The 20,854-nt window shown below is 65.4% G+C and carries 24 protein-coding genes; 20 read left to right on the top strand and 4 right to left on the bottom strand.

From position 1 onward, the window contains the following. Positions 1-6: 6 nt before the first annotated feature. Positions 7-1,020 carry a P1 family peptidase gene (locus JN302_RS26320; RefSeq protein WP_202329695.1) on the bottom strand — a complete coding sequence of 338 codons (1,014 nt, stop codon included), beginning with the start codon at positions 1,018-1,020 and terminating at the stop codon, positions 7-9. Positions 1,021-1,027: 7 nt separating this feature from the next. Further along, the gene (locus tag JN302_RS26315) at positions 1,028-2,086 is read right to left on the bottom strand and encodes an ABC transporter substrate-binding protein (RefSeq protein WP_202329694.1); all 1,059 of its coding nucleotides are present in this window, start codon (positions 2,084-2,086) and stop codon (positions 1,028-1,030) included. A 180-nt stretch (positions 2,087-2,266) separates the two neighbouring features. On the opposite strand from JN302_RS26315, the gene JN302_RS26310 reads away from it, so the two are divergent. The 8 genes from JN302_RS26310 (at position 2,267) to JN302_RS26275 (ending at position 9,093) form a co-directional block, all read left to right on the top strand. After that, complete coding sequence (locus tag JN302_RS26310; protein WP_202306968.1) at positions 2,267-2,770, top strand: flavin reductase; 504 nt, start codon at positions 2,267-2,269, stop codon at positions 2,768-2,770. Positions 2,771-2,791: 21 nt separating this feature from the next. Then, entirely contained in the window at positions 2,792-3,721 is a 930-nt protein-coding gene (locus tag JN302_RS26305; protein WP_202329693.1) for an AAA family ATPase, read from the top strand. 2 nt (positions 3,722-3,723) lie between these two features. Then, a complete protein-coding gene (locus JN302_RS26300) occupies positions 3,724-4,974 on the top strand; it encodes a vWA domain-containing protein (protein WP_202329692.1) in 1,251 nt (416 codons plus the stop codon). A gap of 27 nt (positions 4,975-5,001) precedes the next feature. After that, a complete protein-coding gene (locus tag JN302_RS26295) occupies positions 5,002-5,337 on the top strand; it encodes an XdhC family protein (protein WP_202329691.1) in 336 nt (111 codons plus the stop codon). A gap of 6 nt (positions 5,338-5,343) precedes the next feature. After that, positions 5,344-6,054 (top strand): XdhC family protein, encoded by a 711-nt coding sequence (locus tag JN302_RS26290; RefSeq protein ID WP_202329690.1) that lies wholly within the window; start codon positions 5,344-5,346, stop codon positions 6,052-6,054. Beyond that, entirely contained in the window at positions 6,051-7,661 is a 1,611-nt protein-coding gene (locus tag JN302_RS26285; RefSeq protein WP_202329689.1) for an NTP transferase domain-containing protein, read from the top strand. The genes JN302_RS26290 and JN302_RS26285 overlap by 4 nt, the downstream gene beginning before the upstream one ends. 115 nt (positions 7,662-7,776) lie before the next feature. Next, on the top strand, positions 7,777-8,664 hold the full coding sequence (locus tag JN302_RS26280; RefSeq protein ID WP_244845949.1) for an alpha/beta hydrolase: 888 nt from the start codon (positions 7,777-7,779) through the stop codon (positions 8,662-8,664). A 9-nt stretch (positions 8,665-8,673) separates the two neighbouring features. After that, positions 8,674-9,093, top strand: coding sequence for a DUF1330 domain-containing protein (locus tag JN302_RS26275; RefSeq protein WP_202329688.1), 420 nt, complete (start codon positions 8,674-8,676; stop codon positions 9,091-9,093). Between the two features lie 36 nt (positions 9,094-9,129). Here the strand turns inward: JN302_RS26275 and JN302_RS26270 are convergent, their stop codons facing one another. Next, positions 9,130-10,185 (bottom strand): DUF1176 domain-containing protein, encoded by a 1,056-nt coding sequence (locus JN302_RS26270; RefSeq protein ID WP_202329687.1) that lies wholly within the window; start codon positions 10,183-10,185, stop codon positions 9,130-9,132. A 149-nt stretch (positions 10,186-10,334) separates the two neighbouring features. Here JN302_RS26270 and JN302_RS26265 point away from each other — a divergent pair, with 149 nt between their 5' ends. Further along, on the top strand, positions 10,335-10,841 hold the full coding sequence (locus tag JN302_RS26265; RefSeq protein WP_202306957.1) for a DUF1993 domain-containing protein: 507 nt from the start codon (positions 10,335-10,337) through the stop codon (positions 10,839-10,841). 230 nt (positions 10,842-11,071) lie between these two features. Here the strand turns inward: JN302_RS26265 and JN302_RS26260 are convergent, their stop codons facing one another. Then, on the bottom strand, positions 11,072-11,236 hold the full coding sequence (locus JN302_RS26260; protein ID WP_202329686.1) for a hypothetical protein: 165 nt from the start codon (positions 11,234-11,236) through the stop codon (positions 11,072-11,074). Between the two features lie 322 nt (positions 11,237-11,558). Between JN302_RS26260 and JN302_RS26255 the strand changes: the two genes are divergently transcribed. The 11 genes from JN302_RS26255 to alr all read left to right on the top strand — a co-directional run bounded on the left by JN302_RS26255 (position 11,559) and on the right by alr (position 20,775). After that, positions 11,559-11,846, top strand: coding sequence for a DUF2218 domain-containing protein (locus JN302_RS26255; protein WP_202329685.1), 288 nt, complete (start codon positions 11,559-11,561; stop codon positions 11,844-11,846). A 90-nt stretch (positions 11,847-11,936) separates the two neighbouring features. Next, entirely contained in the window at positions 11,937-12,419 is a 483-nt protein-coding gene (locus JN302_RS26250; protein ID WP_202329684.1) for a hypothetical protein, read from the top strand. Between the two features lie 196 nt (positions 12,420-12,615). Continuing rightward, complete coding sequence (locus JN302_RS26245; RefSeq protein ID WP_202306949.1) at positions 12,616-12,864, top strand: hypothetical protein; 249 nt, start codon at positions 12,616-12,618, stop codon at positions 12,862-12,864. A 52-nt stretch (positions 12,865-12,916) separates the two neighbouring features. Continuing rightward, complete coding sequence (locus JN302_RS26240; protein ID WP_202306947.1) at positions 12,917-13,969, top strand: aldo/keto reductase; 1,053 nt, start codon at positions 12,917-12,919, stop codon at positions 13,967-13,969. A 28-nt stretch (positions 13,970-13,997) separates the two neighbouring features. Continuing rightward, entirely contained in the window at positions 13,998-15,263 is a 1,266-nt protein-coding gene (locus JN302_RS26235; RefSeq protein WP_202329683.1) for a cysteine desulfurase-like protein, read from the top strand. A 67-nt stretch (positions 15,264-15,330) separates the two neighbouring features. After that, positions 15,331-15,579 carry a ParB N-terminal domain-containing protein gene (locus JN302_RS26230; RefSeq protein ID WP_202329682.1) on the top strand — a complete coding sequence of 83 codons (249 nt, stop codon included), beginning with the start codon at positions 15,331-15,333 and terminating at the stop codon, positions 15,577-15,579. A 139-nt stretch (positions 15,580-15,718) separates the two neighbouring features. Next, positions 15,719-16,189 carry an SRPBCC family protein gene (locus JN302_RS26225; protein WP_446720678.1) on the top strand — a complete coding sequence of 157 codons (471 nt, stop codon included), beginning with the start codon at positions 15,719-15,721 and terminating at the stop codon, positions 16,187-16,189. A gap of 116 nt (positions 16,190-16,305) precedes the next feature. Further along, complete coding sequence (locus JN302_RS26220) at positions 16,306-17,253, top strand: alpha/beta fold hydrolase (RefSeq protein WP_202329681.1); 948 nt, start codon at positions 16,306-16,308, stop codon at positions 17,251-17,253. A 259-nt stretch (positions 17,254-17,512) separates the two neighbouring features. Then, positions 17,513-17,977, top strand: a complete 465-nt coding sequence (locus tag JN302_RS26215; RefSeq protein WP_202306939.1) for an aminoacyl-tRNA deacylase — start codon at positions 17,513-17,515, stop codon at positions 17,975-17,977. 444 nt (positions 17,978-18,421) lie between these two features. After that, positions 18,422-19,675, top strand: a complete 1,254-nt coding sequence (locus tag JN302_RS26210) for a D-amino acid dehydrogenase (protein ID WP_244845947.1) — start codon at positions 18,422-18,424, stop codon at positions 19,673-19,675. Next, positions 19,672-20,775 (top strand): alanine racemase, encoded by a 1,104-nt coding sequence (gene alr / locus JN302_RS26205; RefSeq protein WP_202329680.1) that lies wholly within the window; start codon positions 19,672-19,674, stop codon positions 20,773-20,775. The genes JN302_RS26210 and alr overlap by 4 nt, the downstream gene beginning before the upstream one ends. Positions 20,776-20,854: the final 79 nt, after the last annotated feature.

Below are 20,854 nucleotides of genomic sequence, written 5' to 3'. Positions count from 1 at the left end.
CCTGCATCAGGCCCGGCGTTCCGACCATGGCGGAAGAAGGTCGTCGCCGGCCCGCGTCGCGGCGCGAACGCCGCGCGCGATGGCCCGCGCCATGGTTGATCCGGCCACGGCATAGAGATCGATAGCGGCATGAGCGTCGAGTTCGATGCCGCTCTTGCCCGTGGCCAGGCCGAAGACGAGGTCGCCGTCGACTGGCGTGTGCGCAGGCCAGATCGCCCGGGCGAAGCCGTCATGGGCCGCGATCGCGAGACGTTTGGCGGCCGCCTTGGTGAGCACGGCGTCGGTGGCGATGACGGCGATGGTGGTGTTGGCGCCGGCCTGTTCCTGGTCGCGGAATTTGAGCGAAACGTTCCTGGCGTCGTCCGGGATGGGCGAGGGCAGGCCGAGCCCGCCGAATTCCGTCCCGATCTCCCATGGCGACGCCCAAAAATGTCGGGTCCGGCCGACCGTCACCGATCCGGTCGGATTGACGCCGGCGAGCGCGGCGACCGTCACGCCGTTGGGGAGCACTGTCGAGGCCGAACCGAGGCCACCCTTCAGCCCGGCGGTGAGGGCGCCGACGCCGGCGCCGGCGGTTCCGATTTCGAAGTCGAGCCCGGCATTCTGGACTGCGGCGAAGCCGAGCTCGCGATAGGGCGGGTAGCGACCCCAATCCTTGTCGCCGCCGTTCTGAAGGTCGAACAGGATCGCCGTCGGCACCAGCGGAATGCGGATGCCGCGAACCTCGAACCCGATGCCCTGTTCGCGCAGCGCCGCTTGCACGCCCGTGGCGGAATCGAGGCCGAAGGCCGAGCCGCCTGAAAGCACGAGCGCGTTGATCGTCTCGACCGAGTTGTGCGGTTCCAGCAGGTCCGTGTCGCGCGTGCCCGGGGCTCCGCCCAGGATCTGGTAGCCGGCGACAGCCGGTTCGTCGCAGACGACCACGGTGACGCCTGTCTTGATGCGTGGGTCCTCGGCATTGCCGACGCGCAATCCCGCGACATCGGTCAGGAGATTGCGGGGCCCGGTTCGAAAGCTCATTCGGAATTCATCCTCCATCCGTCGCGGCGACGAATCTCGCGCCGTCGAAATGAAACAGCCGATAGGGGTTTGTGGAGAGATCGCCCTTGTCGTCGAACCTCACCAGTCCGATCGCGGTCCGGAATTCCTCGATGTCGAGCGCGGCGGCGGCATCGCCTGAAACCGCGGCGGCGATCGCCACCTGCATGGCCGCGTAGCCCGGAAGCGCGTAACCCTCGGCGATCACGCCTTGCTTCGCCAGCGCTTCGGTCGCCTGGCGATCGGCGGTCTCGGCCCATTCGGGCAGGCCGACCATCAACGTCCCGGCCCGCAAGGGAACCTCGCCCGGCGCGCTTCGCAGGGCCTCGCCGCCGGCGATCACCAGAGGAACGCCCAGGGCCTGCGCATCGCGCTCAATGACGGCAATATCGTCCCGGTCTCCGCCGACGAAGAGGTGCGTCGCGCCCGCCTTGCGAATCCGGCCGACCAGGCCGATCTGGTTGTCGAGCTGCGGCCGGAACGTGTCGACGAACACCGGCTTCAGCCCGGATTGCTCGGCGGCGCCCCTGAAGCCTTCGGCGAGCTCGCGGCCATAGATGGTTCCATCGTCGACAATGGCGAAAAGCGCATCGCTCCAGAGCCTGGTCAGGAGAGTGCCGACCGCACTGCGCTCGGCGTCGGCCCGCGGCGCCAGGCGATAGACGGGCCATCCGGTCTTCTTGCGCCTGTCGGTCAGGCTGTCGGTGCGCACCCCAGGCGTGACCACAGAGATCGCGGCGTCCTTGAGGATGGGCAGGGCCGCCTCGATGGCTTCCGTGCAGACGAAGCCGACCACGATCTCGACCCCGGCCGCAACGAATTGGTGAGCCGCAGCGGCTCCTCCCTCTGCGGTGCAGCCGTCGTCCACGTCGGTCAGAGCTGCCTGACCGGCGGCAGCGGCATGCGCGCCGTCGCGGAGCTGCTTGCCGAGCAGTGCGGAAGGGCCGCTGAGCGGCACTGCCACGCCGATGCGCGGTTCATCCGCAGCGGCGGCGCCGGTAAGGCAAACGGCCGTCGCGAAGGCCAGGATGAAACTGCGTGGCGGCATCAGGACATTCATCTCACCGGGCCGGTGCGGGGCGGCGCGACGCCCGCGGCCAGCTGAGGCCCACACGTAAAGGCTGGCGGCATGCCGCGCAACACGCTATTTCAGACATGGCTGGCGGGGTTGTGACGCCAATAACTTAACATATTTAACAGATACAGCGTCATCAGGTCGGGGAAAGCGGTGCTCAAGCAGAACGTAGTGGCAGGCCAGGCCTATCGCGATGCGATGAGCCGCTTCGCAGGCGCGGTGCATGTGGTGACCACGGACGGCCCGGCGGGGCGCCGCGGCGCCACCGTGATCGCGACTTGCTCGGTGTCGGACAATCCTCCGATCGTGCTGGTCTGCCTCAATCGCGAGAATCCGAAGAACGACGCCTTCGCTACGAACGGCAATTTCGCGTTGAACACGCTCGCGGCAGCGCAGAAGGAGGTCGCCCAGGCATTTTCCGGTCAGACCGGCCTCCCGGCGGAGAACCGTTTCGGCGCCGGGCGGTGGATGACGATCGCGACCGGCGCGCCGGTTCTCATGGGTGCGCTCGCCACCTTCGACTGCGAGATCATCGAAGCCAAGGATCTGGCCACCCATCGTGTGCTTTTTGGCAAGGTGACAGGCCTCGCCATCGGGGATAACGTCCGCCCGCTGATCTATCATGACCGAGGCTACTGCCTGCTCGGCGAAGCCTGAGTCGGCATTTCCGGAGACAGAATGGCCGAGATGATCCCGCGCCCCGCGCCGCAGTCGATCGACGAGACGCTCGATCTCCTGACCGGTGCGGATTATGTCGCGGACCGCGCGCTGGCGACGGTCCTGTTCCTCAGCCTGCGAATGAAGCGGCCGCTGTTCCTCGAAGGCGAGGCCGGCGTCGGCAAGACCGAGATCGCCAAGGTGCTGGCCAGCGCGCTCGGGCGTCGCCTGATCCGGCTGCAATGCTATGAAGGCCTCGACGTTTCCTCGGCGGTTTACGAGTGGAATTACGCCGCGCAGATGATCGAGATCCGCATGGAGGAGGCGGCGGGCGAGGTCGATCGGAAGGATATGGAGAAGAACGTCTTTTCCGAGAGATACCTGATCCGGCGGCCGGTTCTGGAAGCCCTGACCGGCAAGAAAGGCGCAGCGCCCGTCTTCCTGATCGACGAACTCGACCGCACCGACGAGGCCTTCGAGGCGTTTCTGCTCGAGATCCTCTCGGACTTCCAGGTCACCGTCCCCGAGCTCGGCACCATCATTGCCGAGGAAGCCCCGATCGTCATCATCACAACCAACCGTACGAGAGAGATCCACGATGCGCTGAAGCGGCGCTGCCTTTATCACTGGGTCGACTACCCCGACGCCGCGCGCGAGCTCGAGATCGTGCGCCGCAAGGTGCCCGACGCCAACCAGCGGCTTTCGGCCGAGGTCGTGCGTTTCATCCAGAAGCTTCGCGAGATCGAGCTGTTCAAGGTTCCAGGCGTTGCCGAGACGATAGACTGGGCCGGCGCGCTGACCGAACTCGACAAGGTTGCGCTCGATCCCGAGACGGTATCGGACACGATCGGCGTGATCCTCAAATACCAGGACGACATCGCCCGCATCGAAGAGGGCGAGGGCCGTCGCATCCTCAACGAGGTCAAGGCCGAGCTGTCGGCTGCGGAATAGCTATGGAGAGTTACCGCTCGGCACCCCAGATCGCCAAACCGGACGGACGGATCGCCGACAATATCGTCTATTTCGCCCGGGCGCTGCGCAAGGCCGGCATGCGGGTCGGGCCCGCTGCGGTGAAGGATGCGATCGAGGCGGTTCTTGCCGCGGGCATCGGCACGCGCGACGATTTCTACTGGACGCTGCATGCCGTGCTCGTAACGCGACGGGAGGATCACGCGGTCTTCGACGAAGCATTCCGGCTGTTCTGGAAGTCGCGCGAACTGATCGAGAAGATGCTTGCCATGTTCTCGCCGGTCGCGCCCGACAATCGCGAGAAGCAGAAGCCGCGCGCGGCCGAATCCCGCGTGGCGGACGCCATGTTCGAGGGGCATCGGAAGGACCAGCCGCCGCAGGAGATTCCCGAGATCGAGGTCGATGCCCGTTTCACCTTCTCCGGCAACGAGGTGTTGCGCGAGAAGGACTTCGCGCAGATGACGGCGGCCGAACTCGCCGATGCGCGCAAGGCCATCGCCGCGCTGCGGCTGCCCTTCGACGAGGTGAAGACACGCCGCTTCCGTTCCGATCCGCAGGGCAGGCGCACGGATCCTCGCGCCATGATGCGCGCCGCGCTGCGCACCGGCGGCGAACTGATCCTGCCTCGCTTCCGTTCGCCGCGCGAGGTTCATCCGCCATTGGTGGTGCTGGCCGACATCTCCGGCTCGATGAGCCAGTACACGCGCATCTTCCTACATTTCCTGCATGCGCTGGCCGAGAAGCGACGGCGCGTCCACACCTTCGTCTTCGGCACGCGGCTGACCAATCTTACGCGGCAGATGCGGCATCGCGACCCCGACGAGGCGCTGGCGGAATGCTCGGCGGCGGTGAAGGACTGGTCCGGCGGCACACGTATCGGCGAGACGCTGCATGAGTTCAACCGGCTCTGGTCGCGTCGCGTGCTCAGCCAGGGCGCCGTCGTGCTGCTGATATCAGACGGGCTGGAGCGCGATGACGTGACGGAACTGGCCGAGGAGATGGAGCGGCTCCACAAGAGCTCCCGGCGGCTCATCTGGCTCAATCCTCTCTTGCGCTTCGACGGTTTCGAGGCGCGGGCGAGGGGGGTGCGGGCCATGCTTCCGCATGTCGACGAGTTTCGTCCGGTGCACAATCTTGCAGCGCTTTCGGACCTTTGCGCCTCGCTTGCCGCCGGCCGCATGCGCGAGAACGATCCGCGGTTGTGGCTGGACCTTGGCAAGCGCCGTGCCGCATAACCATATTTCGGGAAAGGAGATGCCCTCATGGAACAGACCGTTCTCGATGAAATCCGGGATCCGCTCGCCATAGCTGAAGGCTGGATGGAAGACGGCAGGACTGTCGTCATCGCAACGGTCGTGGAGACCTGGGGCTCCGCGCCGCGACCGGTGGGCAGCCACCTGGTCATCGACGGCGAGGGGAATTTCCATGGCTCCGTTTCCGGCGGTTGCGTGGAGGGTGCGGTCGTCACCGAGGCGCTCGACGTGATCGACAGCGGCAAGGCGAAGATGCTCGAATTCGGCGTCGCCGACGAGACGGCCTGGCAGGTCGGCCTTTCCTGCGGCGGGCGAATCAAGGTCTATGTCGAGCGGCTGGGCTGACGCACCATGGATCCTGGGTCGCTCAAGGCACTGAATGAAGAGCGCCGCAACCGGCGCGCGGCGATCCTGCTCACCGATCTCGGCGACGGGAGCAATCGCGTCCTGCGGGAGGGCGATATTGTCGCCGGCCAGCTTGGCGAGGCGGCGGCCAGGGCGTTCCGAACCGGTGTTTCCGCGGCGATCGAGGCCGACGGCCGATCCTATTTCCTCAATGTCAGCCTGCCGCGCCCGCGTCTGCTGGTGATCGGGGCCGTCCATATCAGCCAGGCGCTCGCGCCGATGGCGAAGATCGCGGGCTTCGACATGGAGATCGTCGATCCGCGAACCGCCTTCGCCACGCCGGAACGTTTTCCGGATGTGCCGCTCCACCCCGAATGGCCGGAGGATGTGCTGAAGCGGCAGCCGCTCGACGCCTATACGGCCGTGGCTGCGGTGACCCACGATCCCAAGATCGATGATTTGCCCTTGAAGGCGGCGCTGGACGCCGGGTGCTTCTATGTCGGCGCACTGGGCAGCCGGAAGACACACGCCAAGCGCGTGGAACGGCTGATGGCGCTGGGGGCTTCGAAAGAGGCGGTCGGCCGCATGAATGCGCCGATCGGTTTGGACATCGGCGCGGCAAGCCCGGCCGAGATCGCGGTTGCCGTCCTGGCGCAGGTGATCCTGGCCTTGCGTTCGCGCGGTCTCGACAGATTGCAGAAGGGCGAGGCGGCGTGAGGTTCGGTCCGGTACCGGTCGACGAGGCCGAAGGCGCGATCCTGGCGCATGCGACCGCTGCAGGAGAAAAGCGGTTGCGCAAGGCGCACATGGTCGGCGCCGCCGATATTGCCCTCCTGAAGGAGGCTGGCGTCCGGGAAATCGTGGCGGCCGTGCTCGATCCCGGCGATCTCGGCGAGAACGAGGCGGCAACCCGAATAGCATCCGCCATGACGGTGTCCGGTGTCGAAGCGAAGCCCGCTGCGACGGGCCGCGTCAATCTCCATGCGCGCGCGGCCGGTGTCTTTACCGTCGACAAGGCGTTGATCGATGCGATCAACGCCGTCGACCCCTCCGTCACCATTGCCACGGTCGCCGGTTACGCCACCGTCGGGAAGGGCCAGATGGTGGCGACCGTGAAGATCATTCCTTTCGCGGTGCCGGGGGACGTCATCGACAGGGTCGTCGGGCTCTGCCGGGGCAGGGAGGCCTTCGCCGTAAGTCCGTTCCGGCCGCGCAAGCTCGGCCTTGTCCAGACCATGCTTCCCGGCGTCAAGGACAGTGTTCTCGACAAGACCGTGCGTGTCACCGAGGCGCGGCTCGCCCGATCCGGCAGCCGCGTCGTCGGCGAGCGCCGTACGCCGCATGAAGCCGGAAGGGTGGCCGAGGCCGTGACCGCTCTCGCGCGCGACAGCGACATCGTGGTGATATTCGGGGCCTCCGCGATGAGCGACCCGGACGACGTCGTGCCGGCCGCGATCCGCGCGGCGGGCGGCGAGGTGCTGCGCGCCGGCATGCCGGTCGATCCGGGCAATCTGATCGTGCTGGGTGCGCTCGATGGAAAGCCGGTTCTTGGCGCACCCGGCTGCGCCAGAAGCCCGAAGGAAAACGGCTTCGACTGGGTCCTGGATCGTCTCATCGCCGATGTTCCCATCGCCGCCACCGACATCGCCGGCATGGGCGTCGGCGGCCTGTTGATGGAGATCCCGACACGACCTCAGCCGCGGGAGCCTGTCAGGTCGCCGGCGGCCGCCAAAGTCTATGCGGTGGTGCTCGCCGCCGGGCGCTCCAGCCGCATGGGCGGGCCGAACAAGCTGCTCGCCTTGTTCGAGAACAAGCCTCTGGTGCGCCTGACGACGGAACGCGCGCTGGCTTCCGGATCGGCGGGAACGGTCGTCGTGACAGGCCATCAGGAGGAGCGTATCCGTGCAGCGCTGTCCGGTCTCGGCGCCACGACGGTGCGCAATGCTGACTTCGCCTCCGGCCTCGCCGGTTCGCTGAAAGCGGGAATTGCTGCGCTTCCGGCGGACGCCGCCGGCGCGTTGATCCTGCTCGGTGACATGCCGGGCGTGGAAACGGCCGACCTCGACCGGCTGATCGCGGCATTCGAGGCAGCAGGTTCGGCCTCGGTCGTTCGGGCCACGCACGGGGGCAAACGCGGCAATCCGGTGCTGCTGCCGCGGTCGCTCTTCGCTGATGTTGCGACGCTTGAGGGCGACACCGGCGCGCGGCATATCGTGGAAGCCGAGGGCCTTGCCGTCGTCGATGTGGAGATCGGCGAGGGCGCGGCCATCGATGTGGACACCCCGGATGCCATGCGCATGGCCGGAGGGATGCTTCAAGACTGAACGAACAGCGAATAAAGGTAGCGAATGGCGACTTCCGGCAGAAGCCGGTTGTCATATGTTGCGGTTGAACGTCACTGTTCGCCTTTCGCCGTTCATCACACTCCGGAACGCCCGCTTGCCCTTGATCAAACGCCTCGCCCACCTCCTTGTGAGCCCCGTCCTTGCCCTGTCGCTGGCCCTGCCTGCGACTGCGGCCGACCTCGCGTCGTTCAAGGACCGGCTCTTCGCCTATCCCGCGATCCTGTCGCAGGCCGACGGCGGCGACTATGTCGTGGTCGACTACAAGGAGGCGCGCGACATCGATGCGCGGGACGAGGTACCGGAACGTCGGGTGAAGAGCGATTATGTCGCACTCGGGGTGCGCAAAGTTCAGAAGGATCTCGTCCTGCCGACACCCGCCGGCGAAATCAAACATGTCGCCGTGGGCAGGAGCGAGGACGCGAAAATCATCACGATCTATCTCCACGGGCAGGGCGGCAGCCGCAAGCAGGGAGTCGACGATTTCACCTTCGGCGGCAATTTCAACCGCATCAAGAACCTGATGGCCCAGAACGACGGCCTCTATCTCTCGCCCGATTTCTCCGACTTCGGCGACGGCGGTGCAGCCGAGATCGCAGCCCTGATCGATCACTATGCCGGGACCTCGCCCGGTGCGAAGCTGTTCATCGCCTGCGGCTCCATGGGCGGCGGCCTGTGCTGGAAGCTTGCCGCCGACAAGGCGGTGACCGGCCGGCTCTCGGGTCTCATTCTGCTCGGTTCGCACTGGGACGACGGCTTCCTGTCGACCCCGGCCTTCAAGCGCAAGGTGCCTGTGTTCTTCGGCCAGGGCAGCAAGGACAAGGTTTTTCCGGTCGAGAAGCAGGAGACGTTCTACCGGTCGATCCGCCGGAAGTCGCCCGGCTATCCTACGCGTTTCGTGCGTTTCGAGACCGGCACGCACGGCACGCCGATCCGCATGACGGACTGGCGGGAAACGCTCAACTGGATGTTGTCCGTAAGATAGGAGAATCCAATGACCGGCCATGTCGACCCCACGCGCGAGCGTTTTGGCGCGTTCCGCCGGCTGCCCGAAGAGGGGCCGATCCACATGCTCAACCTCATTCGCTTCCGCGATGTGGCCGCCTATCCGGATGGGCGCGAAGCGACGGGGGCGGAGGCCTACGCAGCTTATGGGCGCGAGAGCGGCCCGATCTTCCGCCGCGTCGGCGGCCGCATCGCCTGGAGCGGCGACTTCCGCCTGGTGCTCATCGGGCCGGAGGAGGAGCATTGGGACCGCTGCTTCGTCGCCGAGTATCCCTCGGGAGCGGCTTTCGTCGAGATGGTCAAGGATCCCGAATACCAGAAGGCGGTCGTCCACCGGCAGGCGGCCGTTCTGGATTCTCGTCTCGTCAGACTGGCGCCGCGATCGCCGGGCGCAGGTTTCGGAGAATAAACCAGCTACCGCATCCGCGCCCGGACGCGCGGCGCTCTATGGACCGGTGTTGAAATCCAGCACCGTTACCGGGTTGATTTCGCCGTCATAGCTGGCGTCGACGTCGTATTTCACCAGCGTGAAGGTGCCTTCCCGGAAGATGTAGGTCCCGGTGGACGAAGCGTCGCCGACTCCGCGCCATTTGGCGTGGGAGACGAGCGTCTTGGTCGCCGCGTCGTATATCGAATTCACAAGCATGTCGTCTGACTGGTAGCCGATGATGTCGACCGATTCGACCTTGCCCTCCGAATTGTCGTTCTCGTAGCGGATGTCGAGCTCGGGGGAGGCGAACTGGAGCTGGCGCAACTCGCCGCTGTCATCGGCGAGATAGTAGACCTCATTGGTATTATAGGCGCCTCCGCCACAGTCGAACCTGAACAGCCGCGCCTTGCGCTCGGGCTCGCTCTCGCCGTCCCAATTGTAGTGGAAGCCGATGTCGTGAATCTCGGGAGCCGCCGCTTCGGGTTCGGCACCTGGCTCCAGGGTCCGGCAGATCGATCCATACGCCGTCGAGAAGAGCTTCTCGGCCTGCTCCTTCAGCGCGTCGCGCGGAGGGGGCGGAGGACCGTCGCCGCAACTTGCCGGCACCACCTCGGACAGCTCGCCTTGTGCGGCCTTCAGCGAGCCTTTCTCCAGATGCAGAGGCTGGAACGGCACGCCCTGGATCGAGGGCTGGGCGAGCCGTGCGGTATAGCAGCCGGCAAAGATGGCTTCGTCGCCGTTCTTCGCGACCGCCCTTATGGCGACCGGCACCTCGAAGAAGGTGCTGCCCGCGGCGCCCTCGCTGCTGACGGCGCCGGTCTCGACATCGACGCGGGCGGTATCGTCATAGCCCTTCGCGAAGCTGTCGAAATCCTTGGCCGGCTTGGTGTCGCCGAAATAGCTCCAGGCCCGCGCATACTCCTGCCGGCTCACGGCATTGTAGAGGGAACGGACGAGGGCGGCAGGATCCGAGCGGTCATCGAGATAGGGGGGCTCTTCAGCGGCTGCCGGGAGCGCGGAGAGGGAGGCGGCAACGGATGCGAATGCGGCGGCGAGCAGATGGGGCTTCATCGCGAATCTCCGAGGGGGCCGTGGAGAGGATTTAGAACGAATGTGGCGTCGGGATGAAGGCGGGCTACACAAACTGGGCTCACCGAGCCTATCTTGGGGCCGTGGACCCATCAGGCCGTTCCGGCCCAAATCCTTCAGGAGAATTTCAAGTGACGATTTCGATGTACCAGGCTTCTGTGCCGGTGTTCATCACGACGCTCAAAGGCCTTTCGCATGTGCTGTCGAAAGGCGAGGCGCATGCGACGGAAAAGGGGATAGACCCGCAGACGCTTGTCGAGGCCCGCCTGGCGCCCGACATGTTCGCGCTCGCCAGGCAGGTCCAGATCGCTACGGATCACGCCAAGGGCGCGCCCTCGCGCCTCGCCGGCCGGGAGATCCCGAAGTTCGAGGACACCGAGAACAGCTTTCCTGAGTTGCAGGGGAGGATCGCGAAGACGGTCGAACTGCTGAAGGGATTTGCACCGCAGGATATCGACGGGTCGGAGGAACGTTCCATCGCGCTCCCCATGCGCAGCGGCGAGCTTTCCTTCACCGGCATGCAGTACCTGCTGCATTTCGCCATGCCGAACTTCTATTTCCACGTCACGACCGCCTACGACATCCTCCGTCACAACGGCGTGGCGATCGGCAAGGCCGACTTTTTCGGCAGAGGCTGAAGTCTGGCGAAACCATCCGGTTGCGGCGCGGCGCCATCGGCTTGCCGACGACGCCGGCCTGCAACGCGGAGATCGGCCTCCTCGAGCGCCGCGCTTCCATGGGGACACGCAAAGGGCGCTCTATCACCCTGAAACGACGCGCGAAAACCGGTCTCGATCTTCGGGCCGAAGCGGTGGGCCGATCACTACTCAAGGGGCGCGCGCTTCGCGACTCGCCCCGTGTTCCTGGACTATCGCAGCGACATTTCGCGGGCGATGCGCGGAAAATCGGCGGGTTTGATGCCGATATCGGCGCGATCGGAATTGCTCATCGCGTTGAGCACCACCATCGCCGCGCGGAAGCGCGCGTGTTCCTTCGGTCGAGGCCGAACGAACAGTTCGGTGAAGAACCCCATGACTAAAGCCCCTGTTGGTCCTCCCGATCGTTACGTAGGGCGATTCACTGAAATTGTGCAGTGCAGCATTTGCATGGGAGCTATGCGTGCCGCGGTTCGGACGTCACAAATCGAACATGGAATCGAAAAAACAGCGCGACGTGAAACTTTCATGCGCGCGCATGCGTATCCCTACGCCGGCTGAGTCCGGCTTTCCTCGCCAACCGGCGCATTCGGGCCATGTTTTCCTGCGTGGCCCGCCTTTTCCCCCTCGACGAAGGGGCGACCGCCCTGCAAAAGTCTTTCATGCCGGCCTGATGGCATGACAAGGGGAACCCGACGGATGAGCTTCAGATCGACCGCCGTTGTGACGACCGAGATGGCCAGCCGCTATCTTCAGCAGCTCTGCAAGCACTTCGCCCACAAGATCCCGGCGGAGTTCACGCCGGAGCAGGGAACAATCACCTTTCCGTTCGGCGTCTGTTCGCTCACGGCGCAAGGCAACCGGCTGACCATGACGGTCACGACGGAGAGTGAGGCCGACTTGCCCCGCATGCAGGATGTCGTCGCCAGCCATCTTGAACGTTTCGCGTTCCGGGACAAGCCGGCGATCAACTGGAACGACGCCTAAATTCCTTATCGTCGCGCGAAGCGATTTTTAACGCGCCGGCCCTAAGTTCACGACGAACGAACGTATGGTGTCCCGGCGGAGGAAACAGTCTTGAGCGTAGGAACGGGCCGGGATTTCGCTTCGCTGCTCGACGAATTGCTGGTCGATTCGCGGATCGAGGACCAGTCGATGCCGCCTCCGAGCGTGTCCTTCGACTATCTCGCCGTGGCGGAAGAGCTTCTGTCCGGCCGCATCAGGGTGGCCGACGACCGCGTCGCAGCCGAATATGACGACATGTCGGGTTCGCTGGACGACAAGGTCGATGCGCTGTTCGAAGCCGTGGGCGCCTCCGTCGAACGACCGGAGCCGCCCGCTGCTGACCTTCCGCCGGTGGAACCCGAGGCGATCCTGCGCGAACTCGGCCTGAAGGCATCCACCAACGCCGCGGAACTGGCCAAGATCAGGCGCGCCTTCGCCTTCAAGAACCATCCCGATCGGGTTGCCCCGCATCTGCGGCAGCGGGCCATGGTGCGCATGCAGGTCGCCAACATGCTGATCGACGACGCACGGCGCCGCGCCCGTCCGCGCGGTTGAGGCATCTCGGCCACGCCGAGGGATTTTCTCTTGCAGATCAGGCAGCGGGTCTGGTTTCCGGTCCGCCAACCGTGCAAAGTTGGCGCCGTGGACGTCCACATGAAATTGACACCCGGTGCGGTGACGGCTTTTGTCATGCCTGACGAATCCGCCACAGGAGCGGGCGAGCGCTTCGGGCGATCGCAAGAGGATCGGAATGGAAGACAACTACGAGAAATATGCCATCGCGGTGATCATCGTGTTCGGCGCGGTGATCGTCGGCGGGTTGATCGGCGCCTCGATCGGTTTCGACAACCGCATCGCTTTCCTTTTCGCCCTGGGATCGGCGCTCGCCGGCTGGATCGCAGGCCACGCGATGTTGTTCGACCGCCCCCGCATCTACGGGGTGCTGATCGTCATCGCCACGCTGCTGGCGATCGCCTCGACCGTGCGGTTGTGGCCGTAAGCTGAAAATCCCCTGGTCGCCTTCCGGTCGGCCTCAACAAACGGAGCAACCGATGGAAAAGCGCCGTCTCGGGCGAACCGACCTCCATGTGTCGAGCATATGCCTCGGCACCATGACATGGGGACAGCAGAACACGGAAGCGGAAGGCCAGGCCCAGATGGACCTCGCCTTCGATCACGGCGTCAACTTCCTCGATACCGCCGAACTCTATTCCATCCCGCCGAAACCGGAGACGCAGGGCAGCACCGAACGGATCGTCGGCAACTGGATGAAGGCGCGCGGCAACCGCGACCGCGTGGTGCTCGCCACCAAAGTAGTCGGCCGCACGGCCAACGACTGGTTTCGCGGCGGGCGGCCGTCCAAGCTGGTCCGCTCGGACATATTCGACGCCATCGACAAGTCGCTGACGCGCCTCCGGACCGACTACGTCGACCTTTATCAGATTCACTTTCCGGAGCGACGGGTGCCGTGGGGATCGAACCCGACCCGCGTCCCGTCGTGGCCGTCGCCTCGCGATCCCGACGAGACGCCGATTGCCGAGACGATCGCGGTTTTCGACGAACTGGTGAAGTCAGGCAAGATCCGCAATTTCGGCCTGTCGAACGAAAGTTCATGGGGCGTGATGCGTTTCGTCTTCGAAAGCGAGAAGGGCATGGGGCCGCGTCCGGTCTCGCTGCAGAACGCCTACAACCTCGTCAACCGCACCTTCGAGGTCAATCTCGCCGAGGTCTGCGATCGCGAGGAGGTGAGCCTGCTCGCCTATTCGCCGCTGGCGCAAGGCTATCTGACCGGCAAATACGACCATGGCGCCCGGCCGGCGGGTGCGCGTTCGACCCTGTTCAACCGTGGCCAGCGCTACGAGACGCCCAATGCGGCGGAAGTGCTGCTCCAGTACAACCGGCTGGCGCTGGAATTCAACATGGAGCCGGCGCTGTTCGCCAACGCATTCGTGGTCAATCGCCCCTTCGTCATTTCCAACATCATCGGTGCCACCTCGATCCCGCAGCTCGAGACGGCGCTGTCGTCGGTCTCGGTGAAGTGGACGGCCGAGATGCAGGAAGCGGTGGACGCTATCCACCAGCGTGTCGGCAATCCCTGTCCCTGATCACCGGTCGGAAGGGAGGAGGGCAGCCATGACGTTTCCGATCGAGACCGTGCGCGGGGATTTCCCGGCGCTTGCCCTGACCGACGGCCGCAGGAGGCGGATCTATCTCGACAATCCGGCCGGAACCCAGGTTCCGCGGGCTGTTGCCGATGCCGTGGCCCGCTGCCTGCTGGAGACCAACGCCAATCTCGGCGGCTTCTTCCGCACGACGCTCGCGGCCGGCGACGTCGTCGACGCCGCGCATGACGCCATGGCCGATTTCCTGGGGGCGTCGAGCGCGGAAGAGATCATCATCGGCGCCAACATGACGACGCTGACCTATCACATGTCGCGCACGCTCGGGCGGGGCTGGAACCCGAGTGACGAGATCATCGTGACCCGCATGGATCACGAGGGCAATGTCTCGCCCTGGCTCCAGCTTGCGGAGGATCGCGGGCTGACCGTCCACTTCCTGCCTTTCGACACCGTCAGTTGGCAGGTCGAGGAAGATGCCCTTTCCGCGCTGTTGTCGGAGCGGACCAGGCTTGTCGCCCTCAACTACGCAAGCAATCTCACGGGATCGATCAACCGGGTGAAGGCCCTCACCGCGCGCGCCAAGGCAGTCGGGGCGATCGTCTATGTCGATGCCGTGCAGTTCGCGCCGCATGGGCTGGTCGACGTGCAGGATCTGGGCTGCGACTTCCTCGCCTGCTCGGCCTACAAGTTCTTCGGTCCGCATCTGGGCATATTGTGGGGGCGGCGCGCGCTGATCGACACGCTCGTGCCCTACAAGTTGCGTTGCTCGTCGAATGCGTTGCCCGAACGCTTCGAACTCGGCACCCCGCAGATCGAACTTATGGCCGGCCTTTCCGCCGCCATCGGTTATTTCGAGGCGCTCGGTGCGCGGGCCGGCGCCGACGGCTCGCGGCGCGACAGGATCGCGGCAGCCTTCGCCGCGTCGATCGCCTATGAGAACCGGCTCGCCGCCCGGTTGATCGAGGGGCTGTCGGCGATCGGCGGGTTGACGATCCACGGCATCACCGACCCGGCGCGCATTGGCGCACGCGTTCCGACGGTGTCCTTCACGGTCGAGGGTGTCGCGCCCGACGAGATCGTGCGCGCGCTGGCAGACGAGAACATCTTCGTCTGGTCGGGGCACAACTACGCCTGGGAGATCGTCCATCAGCTCGGCATTGCGGCGGATCGCGGCGTCGTGCGGATCGGCATCGCGCATTACAATACGGCCGCTGAGATCGAAGAGACGATCGAAAGCGTGACGCGCATCGTCGGCATGCTGCGCGAGCACCGCGGATAGCGCGCCTATCGTACCCCTTTCCCCCGTCGGCCCGATGCGGATAGGCTGACCGCCTGGAGGCTTCTCGATGCTGCGGGTTCAGAAAATCAAGGTCGACGACATCTATGTGCCGGCGGCGCGGCGCAAGACGCTGCATCCCGAGACGGTGCGGCTGCTCGCCGAGGACATATTGGAAAACGGCATGAAGACGCCGATCCAGGTGCGCGCCGACGACAAGCGCTTTGTCCTGGTAGAAGGGCTGCACCGGCTGGAAGCCGCCAAGTGGCTGGGCGAGACGACGATCGACGCCTATCTGGTCCAGGCGAGGAAGCACTGAGCGGCAGGCTTCAGTCCCCTGCCGGTGCGGTGCGAATGGAACCTCCAAAAGATTCGAAATTTTCTTTTGCTCGGCGTGTCGATTCCCGGTCAGCTCGTTCGACGTCCGGTCATAGGCACCTCAACTGAAGGAAATAATGATGGCCTCCACCCCCGTTTCCGATCGCGAACTCGTCCTGTCCCGCCTCATCGACGCGCCGCGCGAAAAGGTCTACCGCGCCTGGACCGACGCTGAGATCCTGAAGCAGTGGTTCGCGCCGAAACCCTGGTCGACGCCCCACGCCGAACTGGACGTGCGGCCCGGCGGCGCCAATCTGGTCGTGATGAGCGATCCGGACGGCAACGAGTTCCCGAACCGCGGCGTCTATCTCGAAGTCGTGCCGAACCGGAAGCTGGTCATCACCGACGCCTATTCCGCTGCCTGGGAGCCGTCGGAAAAGCCGTTCTTCACGGCGGTGCTGACCTTCGAGGACGAGGACGGCAAGACGCGCTACACGGCGCGGGCGCTGCATTGGAGCGTCGCGGACAGGGAAACGCACGAGAAGATGGGCTTCCATGAGGGCTGGGGCCAGTGCGCCGACCAGCTCGAAGCCGTGGCCAAGCGGTTGTAACCGGCCTCTTCGACCGCGCCGCGGCTGCTTCAAGCGCGGCGCGACCTCAAACCATTTCGATATTCCAGAAACACCATCGATGCGCGGCGCTCAGTGCGCCGGCAAGGGAGATCATCATGCTGAAATCCACCCTCATCGCACTCGCCGCTTCCGCGCTTGCCGTTCTCGCTCCAACGAGCGCGGCCGTCGCGGAGGACGCAAAGCCGATGGTTGTTGGCGCTCAGGCCCCGGCCGAGACCGGCCACGTCATGATCGACGGCATCAACTACTACTATGAGATACGCGGACAAGGCGAGCCGCTCCTGCTGCTTCATGGCGGGCTCGGATCGATCGACATGTTCGCGCCCATCATGCCGAGCCTCGAGGCGGACAGGCAGGTCATCGCGGTCGACCTGCAGGGCCACGGCCGCACGACGCTCGGCGAGCGGCCGATCGACCACAAGGCGATCGGCGACGATCTCTCGGTGCTCCTGAAGAAGATCGGCTACGAGAAGGTCGACGTGCTGGGCTATTCCTTCGGCGGGGGTGCGGGCCTGCGCCTCGCCATACAGCATCCTGAAATGGTGCGGAGCCTGGCAGTCGTCTCGGCAGGTTATGCGCAGGACGGCTTCTATCCCGAGATGTTGCCGATGCAGGCTCAGGTCGGCGCATCCATGGCCGATGCGATGAAGGACACGCCCATGTACAAGTCCTACATGGCCATTGCGCCGAACCCTGCGGACTTTCCGCGGCTGCTCGACCGCATGGGCGAGATGATGCGCAAGCCCTATGACTGGTCGCAGGAGGTGAAGACGCTGAAGATGCCCGTCATGCTGGTCTATGGCGACAGCGACATGTATCGGCCGGAGCATATCGTTCAATTCTACCAGCTTCTCGGCGGCGGCCTGAAGGACGCCGGCTGGATGCGCGAGAACATCTCGCAGAACCGGCTCGCCATCATCCCCAACCGCACCCATTACGACATGTTCTTCGGGCCGGAACTCGTCCCTACCGTTCTGCCGTTCCTGAACGGCGAGACCGCGGCGAAGAGCTGGGCGGAGGTCCAGGCCGGGAGCGCGAAATGAACGAATCTCATCGGCGGAAAAGCGATCTGGATCGCCGTCCGACACGATAAGCGAAGCGCCCGGTTTCCTTGCCGCATCCTATCGGCTGGTGTAACATTTGACCATAGATCGGCCCGCCTTCGGGCGGGCCGGACGGTGACCGGCCGGCGGTCTGGCGATGGGCCGGCTTGGCGCCCCGGAGGCATCCGTCCGACGCCGAGGAACCCGCCGCCATCCACCTTGCGCACCGGCCGCCATGCACGATGCGAAAGGAACGGTCATGGGTATCTCAATGACGATGCAGGAATACCTCGAGGACAATCATGTCCAATACGACATAGCCCGGCATAGCAGGACCGGCTCTTCGGCCATGACTGCCGAGGCGAGCCACGTACCCGGCGCCTCGCTCGCCAAGGGCGTGGTGCTGAAATGGGACGACGGCTACCTTCTGGCCGTGGTGCCCGCCTCGCGCCGGGTCGATCTCGACAAGGTGAGCGCCTTGCTGGGCGAGCGGGTGCACCTGGCCACCGAAGAGGAGGCGAGCACACTGTTCCCCGATTGCGACACCGGCGCCGTTCCCATCTTCGGAGCTCCCTATCGCGTCGCATGCGTGGTCGACGAGCGCCTCGAGGGCGGCAGCGACGTCTATTTCGAAGGTGGCGATCACCGCAGCCTCGTCCATGTCAGCGGCGAAGGTTTCGGCCGGCTGATGTATGGCATGCCGCACGGGCATATCAGCGGCTGAGAGATGTACGAGGCGAGGAAACGCTCGCTGGCGAAAACGCGGCGTGGGCCGCCGCGCGAGGCGGCCCTTGCGCTTCATGCGACCCTTCGCGCGTGGCACAACGGCCTGCATTCAGCCGCTCTTGCATCCGGCGGCCGTTCGCGTATTTTGCGCCCATCGCAAAAGGCTTGTCGACCCGATGGCAGGTAAAAGGCTCAAGGCTGCCGGCCGCTTGTTCGGGACCCGCGCTCGATTTCTCAATCACGCGGGCAGCCTTATCGCATGCGCCTAGCCCTGGCGCGGCGACGGCTGCGACCGGGGGTCTGAAATCCAAACCCTGAAAATTCGGCCCTGATCCGGGCGTCCGCGCGGGCGGGCGCCTCCGCGATCCACGCAGCCGATCCGCAAGATCCGATCGCCACGCGGCGGTCGAGGATTTCCTCTCTGAGACAGCAGGAGAACAGATTGAGAGTCGTCGTACTCGGCGGTGGGGTCATCGGCGTGACCACCGCCTATTATCTCGCCAGGGCCGGTCACCAGGTCACAGTGCTTGACCGGCAGAAGGGCCCGGGCCTCGAAACCAGCTTCGCCAACGCAGGCGAGGTCTCGCCCGGCTATTCCTCGCCCTGGGCCGGCCCCGGCGTTCCCGTCAAGGCCGTCAAGTGGCTGCTGATGCGCCACGGCCCTCTCGCAGTCCGTCCGAAGCTCGATCCGGCCATGTGGTCGTGGCTCTTCAAGATGCTGCGCAACTGCACGTCAGCCCGCTACGCCGTGAACAAGGCGCGCATGGTGCCGATCGCCGAATACAGCCGCGACTGCCTGCGCGACCTCCGTTCCGAGACCGGCATCGCCTATGACGAGCGCAGCAAGGGGACACTCCAACTGTTCCGGACGCAGCAGCAACTGGACGGCATCGGCGGCGACGTCGAGGTGCTCGGGAAGTTCGGCGTGCCCTTCGAGGTGCTGGATCCGGCGGGGTGCATCGCAGCGGAGCCCGCGCTTGCCCACGTGCGCGGAAAGTTCGTCGGCGGGCTTCGTCTTCCCGGCGACGAGACCGGCGACTGCCATATGTTCACCGGCAGGCTCGCCGGGCTCGTTTCCGACACCGTCGATTTCCGCTACGGCACGGCCGTCCGTGAAATCCTCACCGACGGACGCCGCGTGAAGGCCGTGCGCACGGACAGCGGGCTGGTGGAGGCCGATGTGTTCGTCGTGGCCATGGGAAGCTATTCGCCGCTGTTGCTGCGCCCCTTGGGAATCCGCATTCCCGTCTATCCGGTCAAGGGTTACTCGCTCACCATTCCGATCCGCGACGAAGGCGGCGCCCCGGTCTCGACCGTCATGGACGAGACCTACAAGGTCGCCATCACCCGGCTCGGCGACCGCATCCGGGTGGGCGGCACCGCCGAGATCGCGGGTTACGACCTGGCGCTGCGCGGATCGCGGCGAGGGGCGCTCGAGCATTCCTTCTCCGACCTTTTCGGCAGGGGAGGCTCGGTCGGCGAGGCGACTTTCTGGACCGGCCTGCGCCCGATGACCCCGGACGGCACGCCGATCATCGGTGGCACAAGCATTGCCAATCTCTACCTCAACACGGGACATGGAACGCTGGGCTGGACCATGGCCTGCGGTTCGGGGCGTATCATCGCCGACATCATTTCGGGCCAGCAGCCAGAGATCGACGCAAGCGAACTCGCCATGGATCGGTATGCGGCATGAACACGCCGTTCGAGCGCGCAGGCGCGGTCCTGACGGTCGATCTCGAAGCGATCGCCTCCAACTACACCCTCCTGCGCGGCCGGCTCGGCGGCACGGAATGTAGTGCCGTGGTGAAGGCCGACGCCTACGGCCTCGGCGCCGTCGAGGTCGCATCGGCCTTGCGGGCGGCTGGCTGCCGCTCCTTCTTCGTCGCTCATGTCGAGGAGGGGCTGGTGCTGCGCGAGGGACTGCCGCACGCCCGTATCCTCGTGCTCAATGGCATGCCGGCCGGAACGGAGGAGGTGTTCCTCGACGCCGGCCTCGTTCCCGTGATCAACAGCCTGCGCGAACTCGCCGCCTGGCGGGAGCGTGCCGTGGAAGCCGATCGGAAACTGCCGGCCGCGCTGCAGTTGGACAGCGGTATGTCGCGGCTCGGGCTCGCGTCCCGCGAGGTGGAGCTTCTCGCGGCCGACCGGAGCCTGCTCGAGCCGATCGAGGTCGTGACCGTGCTCAGCCATCTTGCTTGCGCCGACGAGCCGGACCACCCGGCCAATGGCATGCAGCGGCGCGAATTCGATCGCCTGCGCGCCTTGTTGCCGCCGGCTCCGGCATCTCTGGCCAACTCGTCAGGCATCTTCCTCGGAACCGGCTTCCACCATGATCTCGCGCGCCCGGGGGCGGCCCTTTACGGAATCAATCCCACCCCGTTGGCTCCCAATCCGATGCGGCCGGTCGTCCATCTTTCGGCGAGGGTCCTGCAACTCAGGGATGTCCCCGCGCAGACCGGCATAGGGTACGGCCACACGGCGCGAGCGGACGGTCCTATGCGTCTCGCGACCATCTCGCTCGGCTATGCCGACGGCTGGCGCCGCTGTGCAACGGCGGCGGCCTATCTCGACGGGCTGCGGCTCCCCTTCATCGGCCGGGTTTCGATGGACAGCATCATTCTCGACGCGACCGAGTGCCGGAAGAACGATCTGCACGAGGGTGCGCTGGTCGATTTGATCTGCCCGGAGCAGACGGTCGACCAGGTCGCGTCCGCGACCGGCACGATCGGCTACGAGGTGCTCACCAGCCTGGGACGCCGGTTCCACCGGCGCTACGTGGGCGCGGCCGCCTGACGAGTGTCCCCGTCCGCACTGGTCAACTCGGCATATGTGTCGCCAAGCGGGAAACACTCCAAGCCGGGTTGCGTCCTTC

Source organism: Mesorhizobium sp. L-8-3 (assembly GCF_016756615.1).
In the GTDB taxonomy this organism is placed as follows: domain Bacteria; phylum Pseudomonadota; class Alphaproteobacteria; order Rhizobiales; family Rhizobiaceae.
Note: the sequence above shows the minus strand (reverse complement) of the source record. Positions and strands in the feature narration are given on the sequence as shown.

Bases quoted from the DNA above. Each gene is read 5' to 3' on its own strand.
- JN302_RS26305 (WP_202329693.1), top strand. From the start codon at position 2,792: ATGGCCGAGATGATCCCGCGCCCCGCGCCGCAGTCGATCGACGAGACG.
- JN302_RS26320 (WP_202329695.1), bottom strand. From the start codon at position 1,020: ATGAGCTTTCGAACCGGGCCCCGCAATCTCCTGACCGATGTCGCGGGA.
- JN302_RS26235 (WP_202329683.1), top strand. From the start codon at position 13,998: ATGACGTTTCCGATCGAGACCGTGCGCGGGGATTTCCCGGCGCTTGCC.
- JN302_RS26230 (WP_202329682.1), top strand. From the start codon at position 15,331: ATGCTGCGGGTTCAGAAAATCAAGGTCGACGACATCTATGTGCCGGCG.
- JN302_RS26275 (WP_202329688.1), top strand. From the start codon at position 8,674: ATGACCGGCCATGTCGACCCCACGCGCGAGCGTTTTGGCGCGTTCCGC.
- JN302_RS26315 (WP_202329694.1), bottom strand. From the start codon at position 2,086: ATGCCGCCACGCAGTTTCATCCTGGCCTTCGCGACGGCCGTTTGCCTT.
- JN302_RS26225 (WP_446720678.1), top strand. From the start codon at position 15,719: ATGGCCTCCACCCCCGTTTCCGATCGCGAACTCGTCCTGTCCCGCCTC.
- JN302_RS26245 (WP_202306949.1), top strand. From the start codon at position 12,616: ATGGAAGACAACTACGAGAAATATGCCATCGCGGTGATCATCGTGTTC.
- alr (WP_202329680.1), top strand. From the start codon at position 19,672: ATGAACACGCCGTTCGAGCGCGCAGGCGCGGTCCTGACGGTCGATCTC.
- JN302_RS26290 (WP_202329690.1), top strand. From the start codon at position 5,344: ATGGATCCTGGGTCGCTCAAGGCACTGAATGAAGAGCGCCGCAACCGG.
- JN302_RS26220 (WP_202329681.1), top strand. From the start codon at position 16,306: ATGCTGAAATCCACCCTCATCGCACTCGCCGCTTCCGCGCTTGCCGTT.
- JN302_RS26260 (WP_202329686.1), bottom strand. From the start codon at position 11,236: ATGGGGTTCTTCACCGAACTGTTCGTTCGGCCTCGACCGAAGGAACAC.
- JN302_RS26215 (WP_202306939.1), top strand. From the start codon at position 17,513: ATGGGTATCTCAATGACGATGCAGGAATACCTCGAGGACAATCATGTC.
- JN302_RS26240 (WP_202306947.1), top strand. From the start codon at position 12,917: ATGGAAAAGCGCCGTCTCGGGCGAACCGACCTCCATGTGTCGAGCATA.
- JN302_RS26295 (WP_202329691.1), top strand. From the start codon at position 5,002: ATGGAACAGACCGTTCTCGATGAAATCCGGGATCCGCTCGCCATAGCT.
- JN302_RS26270 (WP_202329687.1), bottom strand. From the start codon at position 10,185: ATGAAGCCCCATCTGCTCGCCGCCGCATTCGCATCCGTTGCCGCCTCC.
- JN302_RS26255 (WP_202329685.1), top strand. From the start codon at position 11,559: ATGAGCTTCAGATCGACCGCCGTTGTGACGACCGAGATGGCCAGCCGC.
- JN302_RS26300 (WP_202329692.1), top strand. From the start codon at position 3,724: ATGGAGAGTTACCGCTCGGCACCCCAGATCGCCAAACCGGACGGACGG.